Genomic DNA, 18,493 nt, shown 5'->3' on the forward strand with positions numbered 1-18,493 from the left:
CCGGTGTACCCCCCAGCGAGGGGGCTCGATAGAGTCCGCCGCCGATGCCTTCGGCCGAACCCATTCCTACCGCGTTCCTGCTGGTGCTCTCGGGCGTGCTGATGGCGGTGAGCGTGCTGTTCAGCCGCGCCTCGGGCCGGTTCGGGGTGCCCGTGGCCCTGCTGTTCCTGGGCATTGGCATGGCCGCCGGCTCGGAAGGCCCGGGCAACATCGCCTTCGAGGACTACGGCTTTGCCTTCCGCATGGGCACGGTGGCCCTGGTCCTCATCCTCTTCGATGGGGGCCTCAACACGCCCCTCGTCGCCCTGCGCACCGCGCTGCGCCCGGCGGCGGCGCTCGCCACGCTGGGGGTGGTGGCCACCGCGGCCGTGGTGGGCCTGGCAGCCTACGCGCTGTTCGGCTTCGGCTGGACCGAGGCCCTCCTCCTGGGGGCCATCGTCTCCTCCACGGACGCGGCGGCGGTGTTCGCCGTGCTGCGGGGCAGTGGCCTGCACCTCAAGCGCCGGGTAGGCACCACGCTGGAGCTGGAGTCGGGCCTCAATGACCCGATGGCCATCATCCTCACCATCGCGCTCACCGAGAGCCTGACCCGGGGGACCAAGCCCGGCTGGGAGCTGGTCCTGCAGGCCGCGGTGCAGATGGCCGTGGGCGGCGGCATGGGCCTGGGGATTGGGTGGGCGGGCCGGCAGCTGCTCAAGCGCCTGCGCCTGCATGCCGCGGGGCTTTACCCGGTGCTGACGCTGGCGCTGGCGTTCCTGGCCTTCGGGCTGCCCACGCTGCTGGACGGCAGTGGGTTCCTGGCGGTGTACACGGTGGGCGTCATGCTGGGCAACGAGACGCTGCGCTACCGCACCGGCCTGCTCCGGGTGCACGACGCGCTGGCCTGGCTCTCCCAGGTGGCCATGTTCCTGCTCCTGGGGCTGCTCGTGTTCCCCTCGCAGCTCTTCGGCGTGGCGGGGGTGGGGCTGGGGCTGAGCCTCGTGCTGGCGCTGGTGGCCCGGCCGCTGGCGGTGCTCCTGTGCCTGCTGCCCTTCCGCTTCCCGGCGGGGGAGGTTCTCTTCACCGGCTGGGTGGGGCTGCGCGGCGCGGTGCCCGTCATCCTCGCCACCTACCCGGTGCTGCACGGGGCGCCCGGGGCGCAGCACATCTTCAATGTCGTCTTCTTCATCGTGGTGGTGAACGGCGTGCTCCCCGGGGCCACCGTGCCCTGGGTGACGCGCAAGCTGGGGCTGGCAGCCAACGTGCCCGAGGCCCCGCAGGCGGTGCTGGAGATCGCCTCCACTCAGCTGCTCAACGGTGAGGTGAGTTCCTTCTATATCGATGTGGCCTCGGCCGCGGCGGGGGCCCGCATCTCCGAGCTGCCGTTCCCGGCCGACTCCGCCGCCATGCTCATCGTCCGGGGGCAGGAGCTGCTGGCCCCCAAGGGCGACACCGTGCTCCAGCGGGGGGACCACGTCTATGTCTTCTCCCACTCGGAGGACGTCCCGTTCCTGCGGCTGATGTTCGGCCAGAGTGAGGACGAGTAAGGGGCCAGGCTTCGTCGGCGAACGGGGCTTTACTGGCGGATCTGTGCGTAGTACTGGCTTTGTGTGCGCACCCTCCACCTCACAGCACGGCATGCAGGGTGTGGGCACCGGGTGCCCCGGGCCATCGTGCTGCTCGGGGGCTGGATCGCGGCGCTGCTCCTCGGCCTCTTCGTCAGCGGAACCGTAGGCTGCACGCGCCTGGATGCGGGGCTCGAGGCCCTCGCGGTGGCCGAGGAAGTCACGGACTCGCACCTGCCGGTCACCAAGCTCCCGAAGGCGGCGAGCGACGCGCTGGCGGCGGGGGCGAGCGAGACGCCCAGGGTTCATCTGCACCGCTCCCTGCAGCTGTCCTGGCGGGAGCGCCCGGGCTTTCCCTTGAACGTGCAGGCGGTGCGGCGCGCGCTGCGGGCCCGGCAGGACGCCCTCTGCGCGGCGCTGGCCTGCCGGTTCCAGCACCCGCTGGCCGCCGTGGCCCTGGGCCATCACGCGGACCGTCCCACGCTGCGGACCCAATCCCTGCGCGGCCCGCCCGCCTTCGGGTGAGTCAGGCCCCGGCCTGTTCTTCTGAAGTTCCCCACTCCCGAAGTGTCCGCGCGTCTTGACGGGCGGCCGCTTCCCCCAGTCCTTCCGCGCGGGGGGCGCACCCCCGCTCCTCCAGCCGCAATTCTTTCGCGAGGTCATGGATGCACGGCGCACACGAATTCCTGAAGGCCATCACGCTCGTGCTGTGTGTGGCCGCGGTGACCACGGTCCTGTTCCAGTGGCTTCGCCAGCCGGTGGTGCTGGGCTACATCATCGCGGGGCTCATCATTGGCCCCTACGTGGCCTTTCCGCTCTTCGCGGACCCGGGCACGGTCCAGACGCTCTCGGAGCTGGGCGTCATCCTGCTCATGTTCTCGCTCGGGCTGGAGTTCAGCCTGCGCAAGCTGTTCTCGGTGGGGCCCACCGCGGGGCTCACCGCCGTCATCCAGTGCAGCCTGATGATCTGGCTGGGCTTCGTCGTGGGCCGGGCCTTCGGGTGGACGCCGCGCGAGAGCTTCTTCACGGGCGCGCTCCTGGCCATCTCGAGCACGACCATCATCGCCAAGGCCTTCGACGAGCAGGGCATCCGCGGCCGGCTGCGCGAGTTCGTCGTCGGCGTGCTCATCGTGGAGGACCTCATCGCGGTGCTGCTCATGGCGGCGCTCACGGCCATCTCCTCGGGGGCGGGGCTCTCGGCGGGGCAGCTGGCGCTCACCTCGGGCCGCCTCGTGGCGTTCCTGGTGGGGCTCGTGGTGGTGGGGCTGCTCGTGGTGCCCCGGGCCATGCGCTCGGTGGTGCGGCTCAACCGCCCGGAGACGACGCTCGTGGCGAGCGTGGGCCTGTGCTTCGCCGTGGCGCTGCTGGCCCAGTCGTTCGGCTACTCGGTCGCGCTGGGGGCCTTCCTGGCGGGCTCGCTGGTGGCCGAGTCGGGCGAGGAGAAGGTGGTGGAGCACCTGGTGCTGCCCGTGAAGGACATGTTCGCGGCCATCTTCTTCGTGTCGGTGGGCATGCTCATCGATCCGAAGCTCATCGCCGAGCACTGGGTGGCCATCGTGGTGCTCACGGTGGTGGTCATCGTGGGCAAGATTGTCGGCGTGTCGCTGGGGGCCTTCCTCACCGGCAACGGCACGCGCACCTCCGTCCAGTCGGGCATGAGCCTGGCGCAGATCGGCGAGTTCTCGTTCATCATCGCCGGGCTGGGGCTGTCCCTGAAGGCGACGGGGGAGTTCCTCTACCCGGTCGCCGTGGCCGTCTCCGCCATCACCACGCTCACCACGCCGCTGCTCATCCGCGTCTCGGGGCCCGTGGCGAACTTCGTCGACCGGAAGCTGCCCAAGCCCCTGCAGACGTTCGTGGCCCTCTACGGGAGCTGGGTGGAGGGGCTGCGCACCGCCCCCCGGCAGAAGACGCTGGGCACCACCGTGCGGCGGCTCATCGGGCTGTTGCTGCTCGACATGGCCCTGCTCATCGGCCTCATCATCGGCACGTCCCTCACCCTGGCGCGGCTCACCCCCATCCTCGCGGAGAAGACGGGCCTGAGCAGCTCGCTCGCCGAGGCGTTGGTCATCGCCGGCGCGGTGATGCTGGCGCTGCCGTTCCTCGTGGGGATTGCCCGGCTGGCGAGCCGGCTGGGGGTGACGCTGGCCGAGGTGGCGCTGCCCCGCCGTCCAGACCGGAAGGTGGACCTCGCGGCGGCCCCCCGGCGGGCGCTCACCGTGACGATTCAGGTCGTCGTCGCCCTGCTCCTGGGCGCCCCGCTCATCGCCATCACCCAGCCCTTCCTGAGCGGCTTCACCGGGGCGCTGCTCGTGCTGGTGCTGCTGGTGCTGCTGGGCGTGGCCTTCTGGCGCAGCGCCACGAACCTCCAGGGCCACGTCCGGGCGGGGGCCCAGCTCATCGTGGAGGCGCTCGCGGCCCAGTCCCGCTCGAAGGAGCCGGGGGCCGAGCCCCAGCCCCTGGAGCAGGTCCACGGCATGCTGCCCGGGCTGGGAGAGCCCACCCCCGTGCGGCTGGGGGAGCGCAGCCCCGCCCTCGGCCGCACCCTGGCGGAGCTGAACCTCCGCGGCCAGACGGGGGCCACGGTGCTCGCCATCCAGCGGGGCGAGGAGGGCATCTCCTTCCCCACGGCCAAGGAGGTGCTCCGCCTGGGGGATGTCCTCGCCCTGGCGGGCACCCACGAGGCGGTGGAGGCCGCCCGGCTCCTCCTGATGCCGGAGGCCGGGGCGCCTCCGGAGGGCACCCAGCTCACCGCCTGAGGCGGCCTCAGCCTGGGGCCGGGGCCTTGGGCGGCGGGTAGCGGGGCAGGCGCACGCGGAAGGTGGTGCCCGCCTCCGCCGTGGACTCCATGGCCACGGTGCCGCCATGGGCCCGGGCGATGCTCTCCACGATGTAGAGGCCCAGCCCCACGCTGCGCCCCTGCTTGTCCCACTGGCTGGTGGCGCGCTGCAGGGGCTGGAACAGCAGGGCCTGGGCTGCCTCCGGGATGGGCGCCCCCAGGTTGTGGACCTCCAGGGTGACGGTGTCCGGCGCGCCCACGGTCCTCACCGTGACGGGGCTCTGGACGGGGCTGTACTTGAGCGCGTTGGTCACCAGGTTCACCACCAGCTGGGTGATGCGGTCCGGGTCCCACTCGCCCTCGCCGTCGCCCTCCGAGAGGATGAGCACCTCGCGCTCGGGGGTGCTCAGCCCCACCTCCTCGGCCACCTGCCGCACGAAGGCATGGATGTCGAGCCGGCCCGGCTGGATGGGCAGGCCGCGCCCCACGCGCGCCTGGGTGAAGTCCAGCAAGTCTCTCACCATGCGCGAGGCCAGCTCCGCGCTGTTGCGGATGCGCGTGATGGACTTGAGCATCCGGCCCTCCAGGTCGTCCTGGCGCAGCAGCACCTGGGCGCTCATGAGGATGACGCCCAGCGGGTTGCGCAGGTCATGGCTGACGATGCCAGCCAGGTACTGCTCGAACTCGCGGGCCTTCTCGGCGTCCCGGCGCGCGGCCATCTCGGCTTCGAGCAGGGCCTGCGTCCGCTGGTGGAGCATCTCCGCCTCCCGCGTCAGCCGCTCGCGTTCCTTCTCCATGGCCTTGCGCGTGCTGACGTCCTCGAAGGACACCACCGCCCCGACGACCTGTTGGTCCCGCATCAACGGGTTGGCCTGGTAGCGCACGTGCAGGCGCTGGCCGTCCTTGCGGCTGAGGGTCTCGTTGTCCATGCCCACGTGCCGCCCGGTGGCGAGCGCGATGAGGATGCCGCACGTCTCCGGGGTGCAGGGGGTGCCATCCGCCCGGGCATGGCGCGTCAGGGCATGGAAGTCGTGGCCGAGAATCTCCTGCACCGAGGCGTACCCGAGCAGGCGCAGACACGCGGGGTTGGCGAAGATGCAGCGGCCATCCGCGTCCATGCCCCAGAGCCCCTCGGCGGTGGCGTCCAGCAGGCCCCGGAACAGCTCCTCGCGCTCGCGCAGCGCCTCCAGGGAGCGGCGCTGGGCCGTGGTGTCCTGCATGGCGCCCACCATGCGCACCGCGTTGCGCACGGCGTCCCGGACGACGAACCCCCGGTCCTTCACGAAGGCATGGGTGCCATCGGCGCGCAGGTACCGGTACTCGGCGTACCAGTTCTGGCTGTGCGGGGAGCTGATGACGGACTGGAGGCTGTGGAGGACCCGCTGCTGGTCCTCCGGGTGGATGTGCCGCAGGCGCCACGCCGCATCGGTGCCCACGTCCCGGGGGGCGTAGCCAAAGAGGCTGGAGATGCCTGGGTTCCAGCTCACCGTGTTCGTCACCAGGTTCCAGTCCCAGATGGCATCCTGGGTGGCCCGGAACGCCAGCGCGAAGCGCTCCTCCGAGGCGCTCAGGGCCGCGTTGGCCTCCCGCGTCTCCTCGAGCGACTTCTCGGCGAACTCCCGGGCCGTGCGCGCATCGTCGAGCGCCAGGGAGCGCTCGGTCTCCGCCAGCTTCTTGTCGCTGATGTCGCGGAAGACGAGCACCACGCCCATCAGCGTGCCCTTGCCATCCCGGATGGGCGCCGCGCTGTCGTCGATGGGCACCTCGCTGCCGTCCTTGCGGATGAGCAGGGTGTGGTTGGCCAGCCCCACCACGTGCCCCTCGCGCAGCACGCGCTCCACGGGGTTCTCCACCGGCAGGCGCGTGTACTCGTTGATGATGCGGAAGATGCCGGCGAGCGGACGGCCGCGGACCTCCTCCCAGCTCCAGCCCGTCACGGACACCGCCACGGGGTTGAGGAAGGTGATGCAACCGGCCGGGTCCGTGGCGATGACGGCATCCCCGATGCTGTGCAGCGTGGTGGAGAACCACTCCTCGCGCACGCGCAGCGCCTCGGCCTGCTGGTGGATGCGCACCAGCGTCCTCACCCGGGCGAGCAGCTCCGCGTCGTCATAGGGCTTGGCCACGTAGTCGTTGGCCCCCGCCGCCAGCCCCTCGACGAGGTCCGTGCGCGCGCCGCGCACCGTCAGCATGAGGATGGGCAGGGCCGTCTCGCCATGCAGCTGGCGGACGAAGCGGCAGACCTCCAGGCCGGAAGTGCCCGGCAGTTGCCAGTCGAGCAGCAGGGCGTCCGGCGGAGGGGAGGCCTGGGCCAGCGCCTCCAGCATGGACTCGCCGTCCGTGTACGTCTCCACGCGGTAGTGCGGCTCCAGGAGGCCACGGGCATGCGCGGCCTGGGAGGGACTGTCCTCCAGTAACCAGACCCGTCCCGGCTGAGGGAACTCACTGCTCCCGCCCACCTCCCAGGGATGCCGGCTTCCGAAAACATTGGCTTCGGGCCCTTGCCGCACGTGCTGCGAGGTGCGTCCTGGGGGCCCTTTGCGCTCTTGAGACATCGTCCTGGAGGGTGGGCCCTTCACGCGGCCCGGGCAACCCCTCTCAGTCGAACATGGCGCTCAAGGCCTCGCCGAGTGTTTCCACGCCCACCACCTTGAGCTTCGTCGCCTCCAGGCGCCGGGCGCTGCCCGAGGGCAGCACCACGCGCTGGAAGCCCATCTTCGCCGCCTCGGCCAGCCGGGGGTCCACCTGCCCCACCGCGCGCACCTCGCCGGCCAGGCCCACCTCGCCCAGCACCAGGGTGTGGGGATCCAACGGCCGGTTCTGGAGGCTGGACACCAGCGCCGCGCAGACGGCCAGGTCACACGCGGGCTCGGACAGCTGCATGCCCCCGGCCACGTTGACGAAGAGATCGCAGCCCACCAGGGGAATGTCCTCCTTCTTCTCCAGCACCGCGGCCAGCAGCGCCACGCGGTTGCCGTCCACGCCGATCGCCGTGCGGCGGGCGGTGCCGTAGCCCGTGGGGGCCACCAGCGCCTGCACCTCCACCAGGAGCGGCCGGGTGCCGTTGAGCGTGGAGGTGACGACGCTGCCGGCCTTGCCCGCGGGCCGCTCCGCGAGGAAGAGGGCGGAGGGGTCCGGAACCTCCACCAGCCCCAGCCCCTTCATCTCGAAGACGCCAATCTCGTTGGTGGAGCCGAAGCGGTTCTTGTGGGCGCGGAGGATGCGGAAGGGGTGGCCGCGCTCGCCCTCGAAGTAGAGGACGGTGTCCACCATGTGCTCCAGCACGCGGGGGCCCGCGATGGAGCCCTCCTTCGTCACGTGGCCCACGAGGAAGGTGGGCACCCCGGTCCGCTTGGCGTAGGCCATCAGCCGCCCGGCCACCTCCCGCACCTGGGTGATGCTGCCCGGCGCGCTGCCCAGCTCCGGCAGGTACATCGTCTGGATGGAGTCCACCACCAGCGCCATGGGCTTGAGCGCCTCGGCAGCGCTCAGCACCCGGTCCGCGTCCGTCTCCGCGAACAGGTGGATGGCCTGGCCCTCCACGCGCAGCCGCTCGGCGCGCATCTTCGTCTGCCGCAGGCTCTCCTCGCCGGAGACGTAGAGCACCGGCCCGTGGCGGGCCAGCCGGTCCAGCGCGGCCAGCAGCAGGGTGGACTTGCCGATGCCCGGGTCTCCGCCCAGGAGCACGAGCGAGCCGCTCACCACGCCGCCGCCCAGCACCCGGTCGAACTCGGCGATGCCGGTGCGCCGCCGCGCCTCCACCTCGCCGCTCACGTCCTTGAGGAGCACCGGCTTGGCGGCCCCGCCGGAGGCCCCCCACGCGGGGCGCTTGTCGTCCGGCTTGGCCTCGGTCTCCTCCAGCAGCGAGCTCCACGCGCCGCAGTCGGGGCACTTGCCGAGCCACTTCGCCGACTGATACCCGCACGCCTGGCAGGAGTAGTGTGTCTTTGCCTTCGCCATGGGCGGTTCTCTATCGCGCCCGGCTGACGTTTCCCGCCTTATTTGGAGGAGCCTGCCGCCCGGAGAGCAGGCAGCCAGGCAGGCCCTACGCGGCGATGGAATGATCGCAAGTTGCCCTTCGGGGGGGGCAACCTCACTTTGCCTCCATCAACGAACGAGGCCGCGCAGTTGCGGCGCTCCTCTGAAGGGGGATTCATTCATGAGTATTATCGCGTTTCTGGTGATCGGTCTTCTGGCGGGGTTGCTTGCGCGTGCGCTTATGCCGGGCAATCAGTCCATGGGCCTTCTGGCCACCACGCTGCTCGGTATCGCGGGCTCCTTCGTGGGCGGCTTCATCGGCTCCTTCTTCCGCAGCGATGGCCGCGTGATGGATCTGCACCCCTCGGGGCTCATCTTCTCGGTGATTGGCGCGATGCTGGTGCTCTTGCTGGTGGGCTTCGCGGGCCGCAGCAGGCGGGTACGCGTCTGACGCGGCGTGACGCCTGACGGAAAAGGGCGGCGAGGGCCGGTGTCCCAGGTTTCTGGGCCCGGCCCTCTTGCGCTTCCGCGCGCTGGGAGGGGGAAGACACCCGTCAACCTGGAGCCGCCCCAGCGTTGACAACTTCCCGGTGTCCGCGTCAGGTTGGGCCCCTCTTCCGCCTTTCGAGGAGCCTATGTCCGACGCCGCCGAGTCCTTCCACGGCCACGCCCACTTCGCCGCCCCGCCCGCGGGCCTCACCGTCCGCCACGACTGGACGCTGGAGGAAGTGCGCGCCCTCTACACGCTGCCGCTGCTGGAGCTGGTCCACAAGGCGCAGACCGTCCACCGGGCGGTGTTCCAGGACAACAAGGTGCAGCTCTGCTCGCTGCTGTCCATCAAGACGGGCGGCTGCTCCGAGGACTGCTCGTATTGCCCCCAGGCCGCGCGCTACAAGACGGGCGTCAAGGCCGACAAGCTGATGGCGGTGCAAGAGGTGCTGACGGCGGCCGGCAAGGCCCGCGCCGCGGGGGCCACGCGCTTCTGCATGGGCGCCGCCTGGCGCGAGGTGAAGGACGGGCCCCAGTTCGACAGCGTGCTGGAGATGGTGAAGGGCGTGAAGGCCCTGGGCATGGAGGCGTGCGCCACGCTGGGCATGCTCACCGAGAGCCAGGCGCAGCGCCTGCGCGCCGCGGGCCTGTCCGCCTACAACCACAACCTGGACACCTCCGCCGAGCACTACGGGGACATCATCTCCACGCGCACCTACGAGGACCGGCTCAACACCCTGGAGCGGGTGCGCCAGGCGGGCATCTCCGTGTGCTCGGGGGGCATCATCGGCCTGGGCGAGTCCGTGGAGGACCGCTGCAAGCTGCTGCTCACCCTGGCCAACCAGGAGGTGCACCCCGAGTCGGTGCCCATCAACGCGCTCGTCCCGGTGGAGGGCACGCCGCTCGCCGGGCAGAAGCGCGTGGAGACGGTGGACATGGTGCGCACCATCGCCACCGCGCGCCTGCTCATGCCCCAGGCCATGGTGCGCCTGTCGGCGGGCCGCCAGCAGATGAACGAGGAGGCGCAGCTCCTGTGCATGCTCGCGGGCGCCAACTCGCTCTTCTTCGGTGAGAAGCTGCTCACCACCGGCAACCCCGAGTACACCCAGGACATGGCCCTGCTGGAGAAGGCGGGCATCCAGCCCCTGGCGCCGAACCTGTCGCGCGAGTGAGCCGGGCGTCCGAATCCGGGCCCCCTCCCGCGGGCGAGGGGCCTGCCACCGCGTGGGCCCGGCAGGAGCTGGAGTCCCTGGCGGCCCGGGGGCTGCGCCGCGCCCTGGAGCCGCTGGAGTCCCCCCAGGGGCCCCTGGTGCGCGTGGGGGGCGAGGTGCTCATCAACTTCGCCTCCAACGACTACCTGGGCCTGGCCGCGTCCCCCACGCTGCGCGCCGCCGCCGCCGCCGCCCTGGAGCAGTACGGCGTGGGCACCGGGGCCAGCCGCCTGGTGGTGGGGGACACCGGGGCCCACCAGCGCCTGGAGGCCCGGCTGGCCGCCTTCGAGCGCGCCGAGGCCGTCCTCCTCTTCAACACCGGCTTCGCGGCCAACACCGGCATCCTCCCGGCCCTGGTGGGCGCGGGGGACGCCGTCTTCTCCGATGCGCTCAACCACGCCTCGCTCGTGGATGGCTGCCGCCTGTCCCGCGCGCGCACCGTCGTCTACCCGCACGCGGACGCCGGGGCCCTGGCCCGCGCGCTGAAGGAGACGCCCGCGCGCCGCAAGCTCGTCGTCACCGACACGGTCTTCTCCATGGATGGGGACCACGCCCCGCTGGCCGGGCTGGTGGCCGTCTGCCGCGAGGAGGGGGCGGCGCTCCTGGTGGATGAGGCCCACGCCACGGGGGTGCTGGGCCCCCGGGGGGCCGGGCTGTGCGAGGAACTGGGCCTGAGCGGGCAGGTGGACCTGCGCATGGGCACCCTGAGCAAGGCCTTCGGGGGCATGGGGGCCTACGTGGCCACCTCGCGTCCCGTGGTGGAGCTGCTCCTCAACCGGGCCCGTCCCTTCGTCTTCTCCACCTCGCTGCCCGCGGCGCTCTGTGCCGCCGCCGAGGCGGCCGTGGACATGGTGGAGGGGGACGTGCCCCTGCGCGAGAAGCTCTGGCGCAACATCCGCCGCTTCTCGGAAGGCCTGCGCGCCCTGGGGTTCCCCGCGGAGCCGCGCAGCGCCATCTTCCCCGTCATCCTGGGCGAGCCGGAGCACGCGCTGGCGGCCGCCCGGCACTGCCGGGAGCGGGGCCTGCTGGTGAAGGCCATCCGCCCGCCCACCGTGCCCGAGGGCACGAGCCGCCTGCGCTTCTGCCTCTCCGCCGCGCACACCGAGGGGCACATCGATGCGGCGCTGGACGTCCTGCGCGGCCTGAGAGGAGGCACCCGTGGCTAAGCCCTTCCAACTCTTCGTGACGGGGACGGACACCGGGGTGGGGAAGACGCAGGCCTCGTGCGCGCTGCTGTCCCTGCTGGCCGACGCGGGGCTGGAGCCCCAGGGGTTCAAGCCCTACGAGAGTGGCTGTGCGCGCCTGTCCGAGCCGGCGGACACACTGGCCATGCGCGCGGCGGCCCGGAGCCAGCTGCCCGTGGAGGCGCTCTGCCCGCACCGGTTCCGGGCCCCGCTGGCCCCTGGCATCGCCGCGCACCGCCTGGGCCGGGAGCCGGACTGGAGCACCACCCTGGCGGCCTGGGAGCGCCTGCGCCATGGCGCCGCCATCGTCGAAGGGGCGGGCGGTCTTTTTGTTCCCATCGACTCCCAACGCGACATCATGGACCTGATCGCCGCGCTGGGGCTGCCCGTGTTGCTCGTGGCCCGGGCGGGACTGGGCACCCTCAACCATACAGCCCTGTCGCTGCGGGCCCTGGCCGGGCGCGGGGTGCCGGTGAGCGCCGTGCTGCTCAGCCGCGGCACACCCACGAAGGACACCTCCGAGCGTGACAACCGCCAGTGGCTGGAGGAGCGCCACGGTGTCCGGGTGCTGGGTCCCGTGCCCTACCTGAAGGACCCGCGGCGGCGCCACGCGGCTTTCCGCGCGGCCCTGGGTCCGTTGGTGCCCCATCGCGCGCGAGGCCGGTAAATCGGCCTCCGGCGCGTTCGGAGTGCTACAGGCCGCGCAAGTTTTCGGGTCACGTGGCCGTGAAATGGACGGGTGTTTTGATCTGCGCGAGAACCCTTTTCGCGAATGGGCGACATCATCGACCTCACGCTCCTGGCCGACGTCAGGCGCTACTTTCAGAAACTCCTCGATGCGCGCGGGCTTCCGTACTTTCTCCAGAAGGAGAGCACGAAGCTCTTCCAGATCGAGCCAGCCCGGATCGAACTGGTCCTCCGGACCGCGCTGCGGTTGAGGGATCCTGAGTTGCCGAAGCCACCGCAGCAGGCGGTGGACTACTGCCGCCAGGAGATCCGCCGGGAGCTGATCCGCCGCGTCGCCAATGCGATGCTGCAGACGGGACTGTGAGCGGCTTCTCCGCGCGCACCGGCTTCTCCCGGACGTGGAATGCCCTGTCCCAGGCCCTGGCCGGACGCCAGGCCCGGGGGCTGCCCTGGATGGATCTCACCGAGAGCAACCCCACCCGCGTGGGCCTGCCCGCGCTGGACCCGGGCCTGCTGGCCACGCCGGGGGCCTTCACCTACGAACCCGACCCCCTGGGCCTGCGCTCCGCGCGTGAGGCCGTGGCGGCCCACCTGGCCCTCCGGGGCGCCACCGTCCACGCTGGGCACGTGCTGCTGTCCGCGAGCACGAGCGAGGCCTACGCGTGGCTCTTCAAGCTGCTGTGCGAGCCGGGGGACAACGTGCTCGTCCCGGCCCCCAGCTACCCCCTCTTCGAGCACCTGGCCGGCCTGGAAGGGGTGGAGGTGCGGCCCTACCGCCTGCCCCGGGCGCATGGCTTTGGCCTGGACGTGGGGGCGGTGGCCTCGGCCCGGGATGCGCGCAGCCGGGCGGTGCTCGTCGTCAACCCAGGCAACCCCACGGGCCACTACCTTCACGAGGGCGAACTATCAGCCCTCTCGGACCTGTGCGCGGCCACGGGCCTGGCGCTGCTCAGTGACGAGGTGTTCTCGGACTACGCCTGGGCGCCCGGGCCGGACCGGGTGCCCACGGTGGCGGGGCGGGCACTGCCCATGCTCACCTTCAGCCTCTCGGGGCTCTCCAAGGTGGCGGGGCTGCCCGGCCTCAAGCTGGGCTGGACGCACGTGGGCGGGCCCGCGGAGGCCCGGGACGAGGCGCTGGCGAGGCTGGAGTGGGTGGCGGACACCTTCCTGTCCGTGGGCACGCCGGTCCAGCAGGCCCTGCCCGCGCTCCTCGCGCACGTGCCCCGCTTCCAGGAGGCGCTGCGGGAGCGCGTGAAGGAGAACCGGCGGCGCCTGGTAGCCGCCCGGCCCCGGGGGGCATCCTGGGACGTAGTGCCCGCGCAGGGTGGGTGGAGCGCGGTGCTGCGCATTCCCCTGGAGCCCGGGGAGGAGGCCACGTGCCTGGCCCTCCTCGACGCGGGGGTGGGGGTGCAGCCGGGCTACTTCTACGACTTCACGGGCGGGGCATTCCTGGTGCTCTCCCTGCTGCCCCCGCCCGAGGTGTTCACCGCCGCGCTGGGCCCGCTCGTCTCCGTGCTGGCCGCTCAGTCCTCGTAGCGGACGGTGACGAACCCGCCGTTTCTCACCTGCCACAGCTCGATGGGGGAGGGGGCCTCGCCCGCTGCGTCGAACTCAAGGCTGCCGCTGGCGCCCTCCACGTTGACGCTGATGCCATTGGCCAGCTTCCCGGACAGATCCCCGAAGGTGCTGGAGGTCATCTGGACGGCGGCCACTGGGCTCGACACCTTGGTGAGCGCCTCCGCCATCTTCGCCCCCGTCACCTGGCTGTCCTGGCCCTGGGCATAAGCCACCGCCAGGCCCAGCAGGTACATCGAGTCGTAGCTGTGCGAGGTGAAGGAGTACTCGGACGGATCCTTGTTGTACCGGGAGCTGAACCGGGACTGGAACGCGGTGAAGGCCTGGCCCGCGCCCTGGGCGGGGGCCGTGCCGTAGGAGTTCTGGATGGCGGCGAGCACCGCGGCGTCGTCTAGGAGCGCCGCGTCCTTGACGCTGTCGGTGAAGAACCACTGGTGGCCATCGCTCCGCTTCAGGTTGCGCGAGTCCTTCTGCGCAATGGTGATGATACGGGAGACGTCGTCCTCGAAGCCCACCACCACGGTGAGCTCCGGATCGAAGTTGTCGAGCTGCGCCACCGGCCCGGCGATGTTATCGGCCTTGCGCGCATAGGAGAAGGACTTGACCTCCCTGCTCCTTCCCACCTGCTCGGTGATGACGTTGAAGAGCCCCTGGCCGTACTGATCATCCAGGTAGAGGATGCCCACGCGCCTCACGGCCGCGAACTCCGGGGCGGTGAGCAGCAGGTTGGCGATGACCCGGCCCTGGATGGCGTCCGAGGGCGAGGTGCGCCACAGCAGGCCCGTCGAGGTGTTGGGCTCCCGCGTGGTCAGCTCCGGCGAGGTGGCCGTGGAGCTCATGGTCAGCACGCCCTTGGGGAGCGTCACCTCCGCGGCGGCGAGTGTCTGGTTGCTCCCGGTGGTCAGCAGGGCGGCGATCTTCTTGTCGTTCACCAGCCACTCGGTCTGCTGGCGCGTGCGGGGGAGGTCGGCGGCGGTGTCGCAGACGTTGAGGGTGATGCGCCGGCCGGCGGCGCCCCGCTGGTTGATCTCCTCCAGGGCCAGGAGGATGGCGTTGAGCCCCTGCTCCTCGGACGCGTCCTTGCCCAGGCTCGGGTCCGTGGCGGAGAGGCTCAAGGGCAGCACCGCGCCAATCTGCACGGCGTTGGGGTCATTCAGCTCGCCGTAGCGCGTCCCACAGCCTGCGGGTTGGGGCAGACAGAAGTTGTTCGTGCAGACCTGGTCGCTGTTGCAGTCGGCGCTGGTCTCGCACTCGGAGAGCCCGCCCGCCGTGGTGAGGCTGCACCCGGAGAGCAGCGCGGTGAGCAGGAAGAGTCTCGTGGCGCGCATCAGAAGCTCACCTCCATGCCGGCGCCCAGGCCCTGGGGCGCGACGGTCATCCGCACCTCTCCCTTCGAGGGTGGGCCTTCCTTGGGATAGAGGATGATGGCACCGATGGCGGCGGCCAGCCCCACGCCGATGCCGATGTCGGCCACCAGGGCCTTGCCCCGGGTGCTGTCCGCGGCGGACTCCTTGTCCTCCAGCCGGGTGGCCGCATCGAAGTCCTTCCGGGCGCTGCGGGCCTGCAAGCCGAAGAGGATGCCCGTGCCCACGCTGGCCACGGACACGCCGCCCAGGGCGAACGCGGCGATCCGGTTGCGCTGGTAGGCGGCCTGGGCCCGCTGGAACTCGGCCTGCCGCTGCTGCTGGGAGGCCTCCTCGGCCCGCCGGGCGGCCTCCTGCTCGGCCTCGGCCTGCTTGCGCGCGGCATCGGCTTCGTCCTGGAGCCGCTTGCGCTCGGCGTCCACGGCCGCCTGCTGCTGCTCCTCCTTGTCGATGAGCAGCCGCAGCCGCTCCACCGCGGAGTGGGCGCGCTTGACGAGCAGCGGGTCGGTGTCCCCGCCGGAGGTGCTGATGAACTGGTTGTAGTAGCCCATCGACTCGCGCAGGTCTCCGACCTGCTCGTACGCGCGGGCGATGTTGTAGAGGATGCGCGCGTCGGGCGCGGCCTCATGGGCCTTCTTCAAGGTGTCCGCTGCCTCGCGATACCTCCGGGCGTTGTAGAGCCGCTCGCCCTCCTTGACGAGCGCGGCCTGGCTCTTCGCCCCCCGTTGCGCGTGCGCGGGGGGGGGCGTGAGCAGCAGGACCATCGACAACAGGCAGACCCATTTCATGGGGCCCGAGCCTACTGCCGAACCCGCCACGGGGCGAAGGGCGGGAAGCCGTCCGGCCCCTCTGGGGCCGGGCGGGACCGGGAAGAACGGCTTTAACTGCCCAGGCGCGAGATGAGGAGCTTGCGCTGGAGCATGAGGGCCTCGGGCGCCTTGGTGCCCAGCTGCTCGAAGAAGACCTCCTGGCTCTTGAGCTCGGACTTCCACTCATCGGACTTGATGGAGGTGGCCTCCGCGATGGCCTCGGGCGGCATGTCCAACCCCTGGGTGGGGATGTCGCCCTGGCGCGGCACCCAGCCGAGCAGCGTCTCCTGGGTGGGCACGCGGCCGTGGACGCGGTTCACGATCCACTCCAGCACCCGCATGTTCTCGCCGTAGCCCGGCCACAGGTACTTGCCGTTCTTGTCCTGGCGGAACCAGTTCACCTGGAAGATTTTGGGCAGGTGGGTGATGGCCTTCTGCATGTCCAGCCAGTGCTGGAGGTAGTCGCCCATGTGGTAGCCGCAGAAGGGCAGCATGGCCATGGGGTCGCGCCGCACCACGCCCACCTTGCCGGTGGCCGCGGCCGTCGTCTCGCTGCCCATGGTGGCCCCCAGGAACACCCCGTGTGTCCAGTTGAAGGCCTGGAGCACCAGCGGCACGGTGTTGGAGCGGCGCCCGCCGAAGATGATGGCGCTGATGGGCACCCCTTGCGGGTCATTCGCCTTGGGGCTGAGCGCCGGGTTGTTCGACATCGGCGCGGTGAAGCGGCTGTTGGGGTGGGCTGCCTTGTCGGGGCTGTTCTTCGTCCAGGGGCGGCCCTGCCAGTCGACGAGCTCCTCGGGCACCTCGCCGTCCTTGCCCTCCCACCACACGTCCCCATCCGCCGTCATGGCCACGTTGGTGAACAGCGTGTCCTTGGCGATGGTGGCCATCGCGTTGGGGTTGGTCTTGGTGTTGGTGCCGGGCACCACGCCGAAGTAGCCCGCCTCCGGGTTGATGGCGTACAGCCTGCCGTCGGGCCCCACGCGCATCCAGGCGATGTCGTCGCCGACGGTCTCCACCTTCCAGCCCTGGTAGCTCTTGGGCGGAATCATCATCGCGAAGTTCGTCTTGCCGCAGGCGGACGGGAAGGCGGCGGCCACGTAGGTGGTCTGCCCCTTCGGGTCGGTGACGCCCAGGATGAGCATGTGCTCGGCGAGCCACCCCTCCTCGCGGCCCAGGTAGCTGCCGATGCGCAGCGCCAGGCACTTCTTGCCCAAGAGCACGTTGCCGCCGTAGCCCGAGCCGAAGCTCCAGATGGTGTTGTCCTGGGGGAAGTGGCAGATGTAGCGGCGGTCCGGGTTCACGTCGCCCGTGCAGTGCAGGCCGCGGTTGAAGTCGTCCGAGTCGCCCAGCATGTCCAGGGCGGCTTTGCCCATGCGCGTCATGATGCGCATGTTCAGCACGACGTAGATGCTGTCGGTCAGCTCCACGCCGATCTTCGTGGACGGGCCGCCCAGGGGGCCCATGGCGTAGGGCACCACGTACATCGTCCGGCCCTTCATGCTCCCGTCGAAGAGCAGGCCCAGCTTGGTATAGGCCTGCTCCGGATCCATCCAGTTGTTGGTGGGCCCGGCGTCGGTCTTGTTGGGCGTGCAGATGAAGGTGAGGTGCTCGACGCGCGCCACGTCGTTGGGGTTCGAGCGGTGCAGGTAGCACCCGGGCCGCTTCTCCTGGTTGAGCGGGATGAGGATGCCCTCCTTCACCGCTTGCTCCGTCAGGCGCTTCTTCTCCGCCTCGGAGCCATCACACCAGACGATGCGGTCCGGCTGGGTCATCTGCGCGCAGCGGGACACCCACGCCAGCAAAGCCGCGTTCTTCGTTGGAGCGTCACCCTGGACGGCCGCCATCTGCGATGAAGACATGAAATTCCCCTCGTGCCGCCGCATGTGAACTGCCCCCAGCCCCGGCCCTGGCCTGGGGTTTCAAACGTACCAAGCAGGCGAGGTATCAATTCTGAGAACCGGCCCATGAAAAGCAACACCCGTCCGGTGGTGAACCTGCCCTACAGGGGGCCTTCGCTAATTTCACTTATCAGGGGGCAGGTTTTCACCGATTTCACGCTGCGATGCGTCGTGAATCCTGTCCATTGGATGACGATGACGCAGGAAGACACATGCTCTGTGTTCGTGAGGGAATTCGCCCCAGGTTCTGCGAATCGAGGCTGGTGTTTTGCCGTCCGGTTGAACCAGCCGGGCGGCTTCGCGTTCCGGCCCCCTGCGGAGACCGTCCTTAACTTCGCCGGATGAACTTGAACCACACGTTGCGAAGCCTCGTTCTGGGAATGCCCAAGATGCTGCGCGGACGTCCGGGGGAGCGCGCGGGAGAAGAGCGGCTCGCGCAGCACCGGCTCGGCCTGAGCCGCGTGGCCCCCCTGGTGGTGATGAGCCCCGCGTTCGTGAAGGGAGGCCGCATCCCGCTGCCCTACACGGAGGATGGCGGAGGGCTCAGTCCGCCGCTGCGGTGGGGCGCGGGCCCCGAGGGCACCCGCTCCTTCGTGGTGTGGATGGAGGATCCCGACGCGCCCACGCCCGAGCCGTTCGTGCACTGGCTCGTCGCGGGACTGGGCGCCGAGCGGGACGGGCTGCCCGAGGGCATTCCGGCGCTCGGCACGGATGTGGCGGTGCAGGGCCGCAACAGCTTCCTGCGCGACGGCTACATCGGGTGTGCACCGCCCCGGGGAGATATTCCCCACCGCTACCATGTCCAGGTGCTGGCGCTCGACCGGGAGCTCGAGCTCGAGCCGGGCTTCGGCCGCCAGGAGCTCTTCCGGGCCGTGCGAGGCCACGTGCTGGGCTTTGGCGAGACCGTGGGCCTCTATTCGCGCCCCGGGTGAGCCGGTAGGGGTTGGGCGCTGCCGGGAACCGGTCTATAGA

Annotated in this window: 15 protein-coding genes; 10 read left to right on the plus strand and 5 right to left on the minus strand. The window is 70.8% G+C overall.

The genetic code is table 11. The features are described 5' to 3' along the window. Positions 1-44: 44 nt before the first annotated feature. The 3 genes from KY661_RS20375 (at position 45) to KY661_RS20385 (ending at position 4,303) form a co-directional block, all read left to right on the plus strand. A complete protein-coding gene (locus KY661_RS20375) occupies positions 45-1,526 on the plus strand; it encodes a potassium/proton antiporter (protein ID WP_225411790.1) in 1,482 nt (493 codons plus the stop codon). Positions 1,527-1,637: 111 nt separating this feature from the next. Further along, positions 1,638-2,069, plus strand: coding sequence for a hypothetical protein (locus KY661_RS20380; protein WP_225411791.1), 432 nt, complete (start codon positions 1,638-1,640; stop codon positions 2,067-2,069). Positions 2,070-2,209: 140 nt separating this feature from the next. Beyond that, positions 2,210-4,303, plus strand: coding sequence for a cation:proton antiporter domain-containing protein (locus tag KY661_RS20385; RefSeq protein WP_225411792.1), 2,094 nt, complete (start codon positions 2,210-2,212; stop codon positions 4,301-4,303). 7 nt (positions 4,304-4,310) lie between these two features. Here the strand turns inward: KY661_RS20385 and KY661_RS20390 are convergent, their stop codons facing one another. Both KY661_RS20390 and radA read right to left on the minus strand, forming a co-directional pair. Beyond that, positions 4,311-6,878, minus strand: a complete 2,568-nt coding sequence (locus tag KY661_RS20390; RefSeq protein WP_225411793.1) for a PAS domain S-box protein — start codon at positions 6,876-6,878, stop codon at positions 4,311-4,313. A gap of 43 nt (positions 6,879-6,921) precedes the next feature. Next, on the minus strand, positions 6,922-8,283 hold the full coding sequence (gene radA, locus KY661_RS20395; RefSeq protein ID WP_225411794.1) for a DNA repair protein RadA: 1,362 nt from the start codon (positions 8,281-8,283) through the stop codon (positions 6,922-6,924). 199 nt (positions 8,284-8,482) lie between these two features. Here radA and KY661_RS20400 point away from each other — a divergent pair, with 199 nt between their 5' ends. The 6 genes from KY661_RS20400 (at position 8,483) to KY661_RS20425 (ending at position 13,408) form a co-directional block, all read left to right on the plus strand. Beyond that, positions 8,483-8,752 carry a GlsB/YeaQ/YmgE family stress response membrane protein gene (locus KY661_RS20400; RefSeq protein WP_225411795.1) on the plus strand — a complete coding sequence of 90 codons (270 nt, stop codon included), beginning with the start codon at positions 8,483-8,485 and terminating at the stop codon, positions 8,750-8,752. 184 nt (positions 8,753-8,936) lie between these two features. Then, the gene (bioB, locus tag KY661_RS20405; protein ID WP_225411796.1) at positions 8,937-9,962 is read left to right on the plus strand and encodes a biotin synthase BioB; all 1,026 of its coding nucleotides are present in this window, start codon (positions 8,937-8,939) and stop codon (positions 9,960-9,962) included. Further along, on the plus strand, positions 9,959-11,167 hold the full coding sequence (gene bioF, locus KY661_RS20410) for an 8-amino-7-oxononanoate synthase (RefSeq protein ID WP_398577216.1): 1,209 nt from the start codon (positions 9,959-9,961) through the stop codon (positions 11,165-11,167). Before bioB ends, bioF begins: the two co-directional genes overlap by 4 nt. Beyond that, on the plus strand, positions 11,160-11,852 hold the full coding sequence (gene bioD / locus KY661_RS20415) for a dethiobiotin synthase (RefSeq protein WP_225411797.1): 693 nt from the start codon (positions 11,160-11,162) through the stop codon (positions 11,850-11,852). Before bioF ends, bioD begins: the two co-directional genes overlap by 8 nt. Before the next feature lie 105 nt (positions 11,853-11,957). Next, a complete protein-coding gene (locus tag KY661_RS20420; RefSeq protein ID WP_225411798.1) occupies positions 11,958-12,236 on the plus strand; it encodes a hypothetical protein in 279 nt (92 codons plus the stop codon). Further along, positions 12,233-13,408, plus strand: coding sequence for a pyridoxal phosphate-dependent aminotransferase (locus KY661_RS20425; RefSeq protein ID WP_225411799.1), 1,176 nt, complete (start codon positions 12,233-12,235; stop codon positions 13,406-13,408). Before KY661_RS20420 ends, KY661_RS20425 begins: the two co-directional genes overlap by 4 nt. Here the strand turns inward: KY661_RS20425 and KY661_RS20430 are convergent. The 3 genes from KY661_RS20430 to KY661_RS20440 form a co-directional block, all read right to left on the minus strand. Next, a complete protein-coding gene (locus KY661_RS20430; protein WP_225411800.1) occupies positions 13,396-14,775 on the minus strand; it encodes an ABC transporter substrate-binding protein in 1,380 nt (459 codons plus the stop codon). The two genes, KY661_RS20425 and KY661_RS20430, sit on opposite strands and share 13 nt — an antisense overlap. After that, a complete protein-coding gene (locus KY661_RS20435; RefSeq protein ID WP_225411801.1) occupies positions 14,775-15,599 on the minus strand; it encodes a hypothetical protein in 825 nt (274 codons plus the stop codon). The genes KY661_RS20430 and KY661_RS20435 overlap by 1 nt, the downstream gene beginning before the upstream one ends. Positions 15,600-15,691: 92 nt before the next feature. Further along, on the minus strand, positions 15,692-17,482 hold the full coding sequence (locus tag KY661_RS20440) for a phosphoenolpyruvate carboxykinase (GTP) (protein ID WP_225411802.1): 1,791 nt from the start codon (positions 17,480-17,482) through the stop codon (positions 15,692-15,694). A 428-nt stretch (positions 17,483-17,910) separates the two neighbouring features. Between KY661_RS20440 and KY661_RS20445 the strand changes: the two genes are divergently transcribed. Next, a complete protein-coding gene (locus KY661_RS20445) occupies positions 17,911-18,453 on the plus strand; it encodes a YbhB/YbcL family Raf kinase inhibitor-like protein (RefSeq protein WP_225411803.1) in 543 nt (180 codons plus the stop codon). Positions 18,454-18,493: the final 40 nt, after the last annotated feature.

Source organism: Allostigmatella hybrida (assembly GCF_020103775.1).
Taxonomy (GTDB): domain Bacteria; phylum Myxococcota; class Myxococcia; order Myxococcales; family Myxococcaceae; genus Hyalangium; species Hyalangium aurantiaca.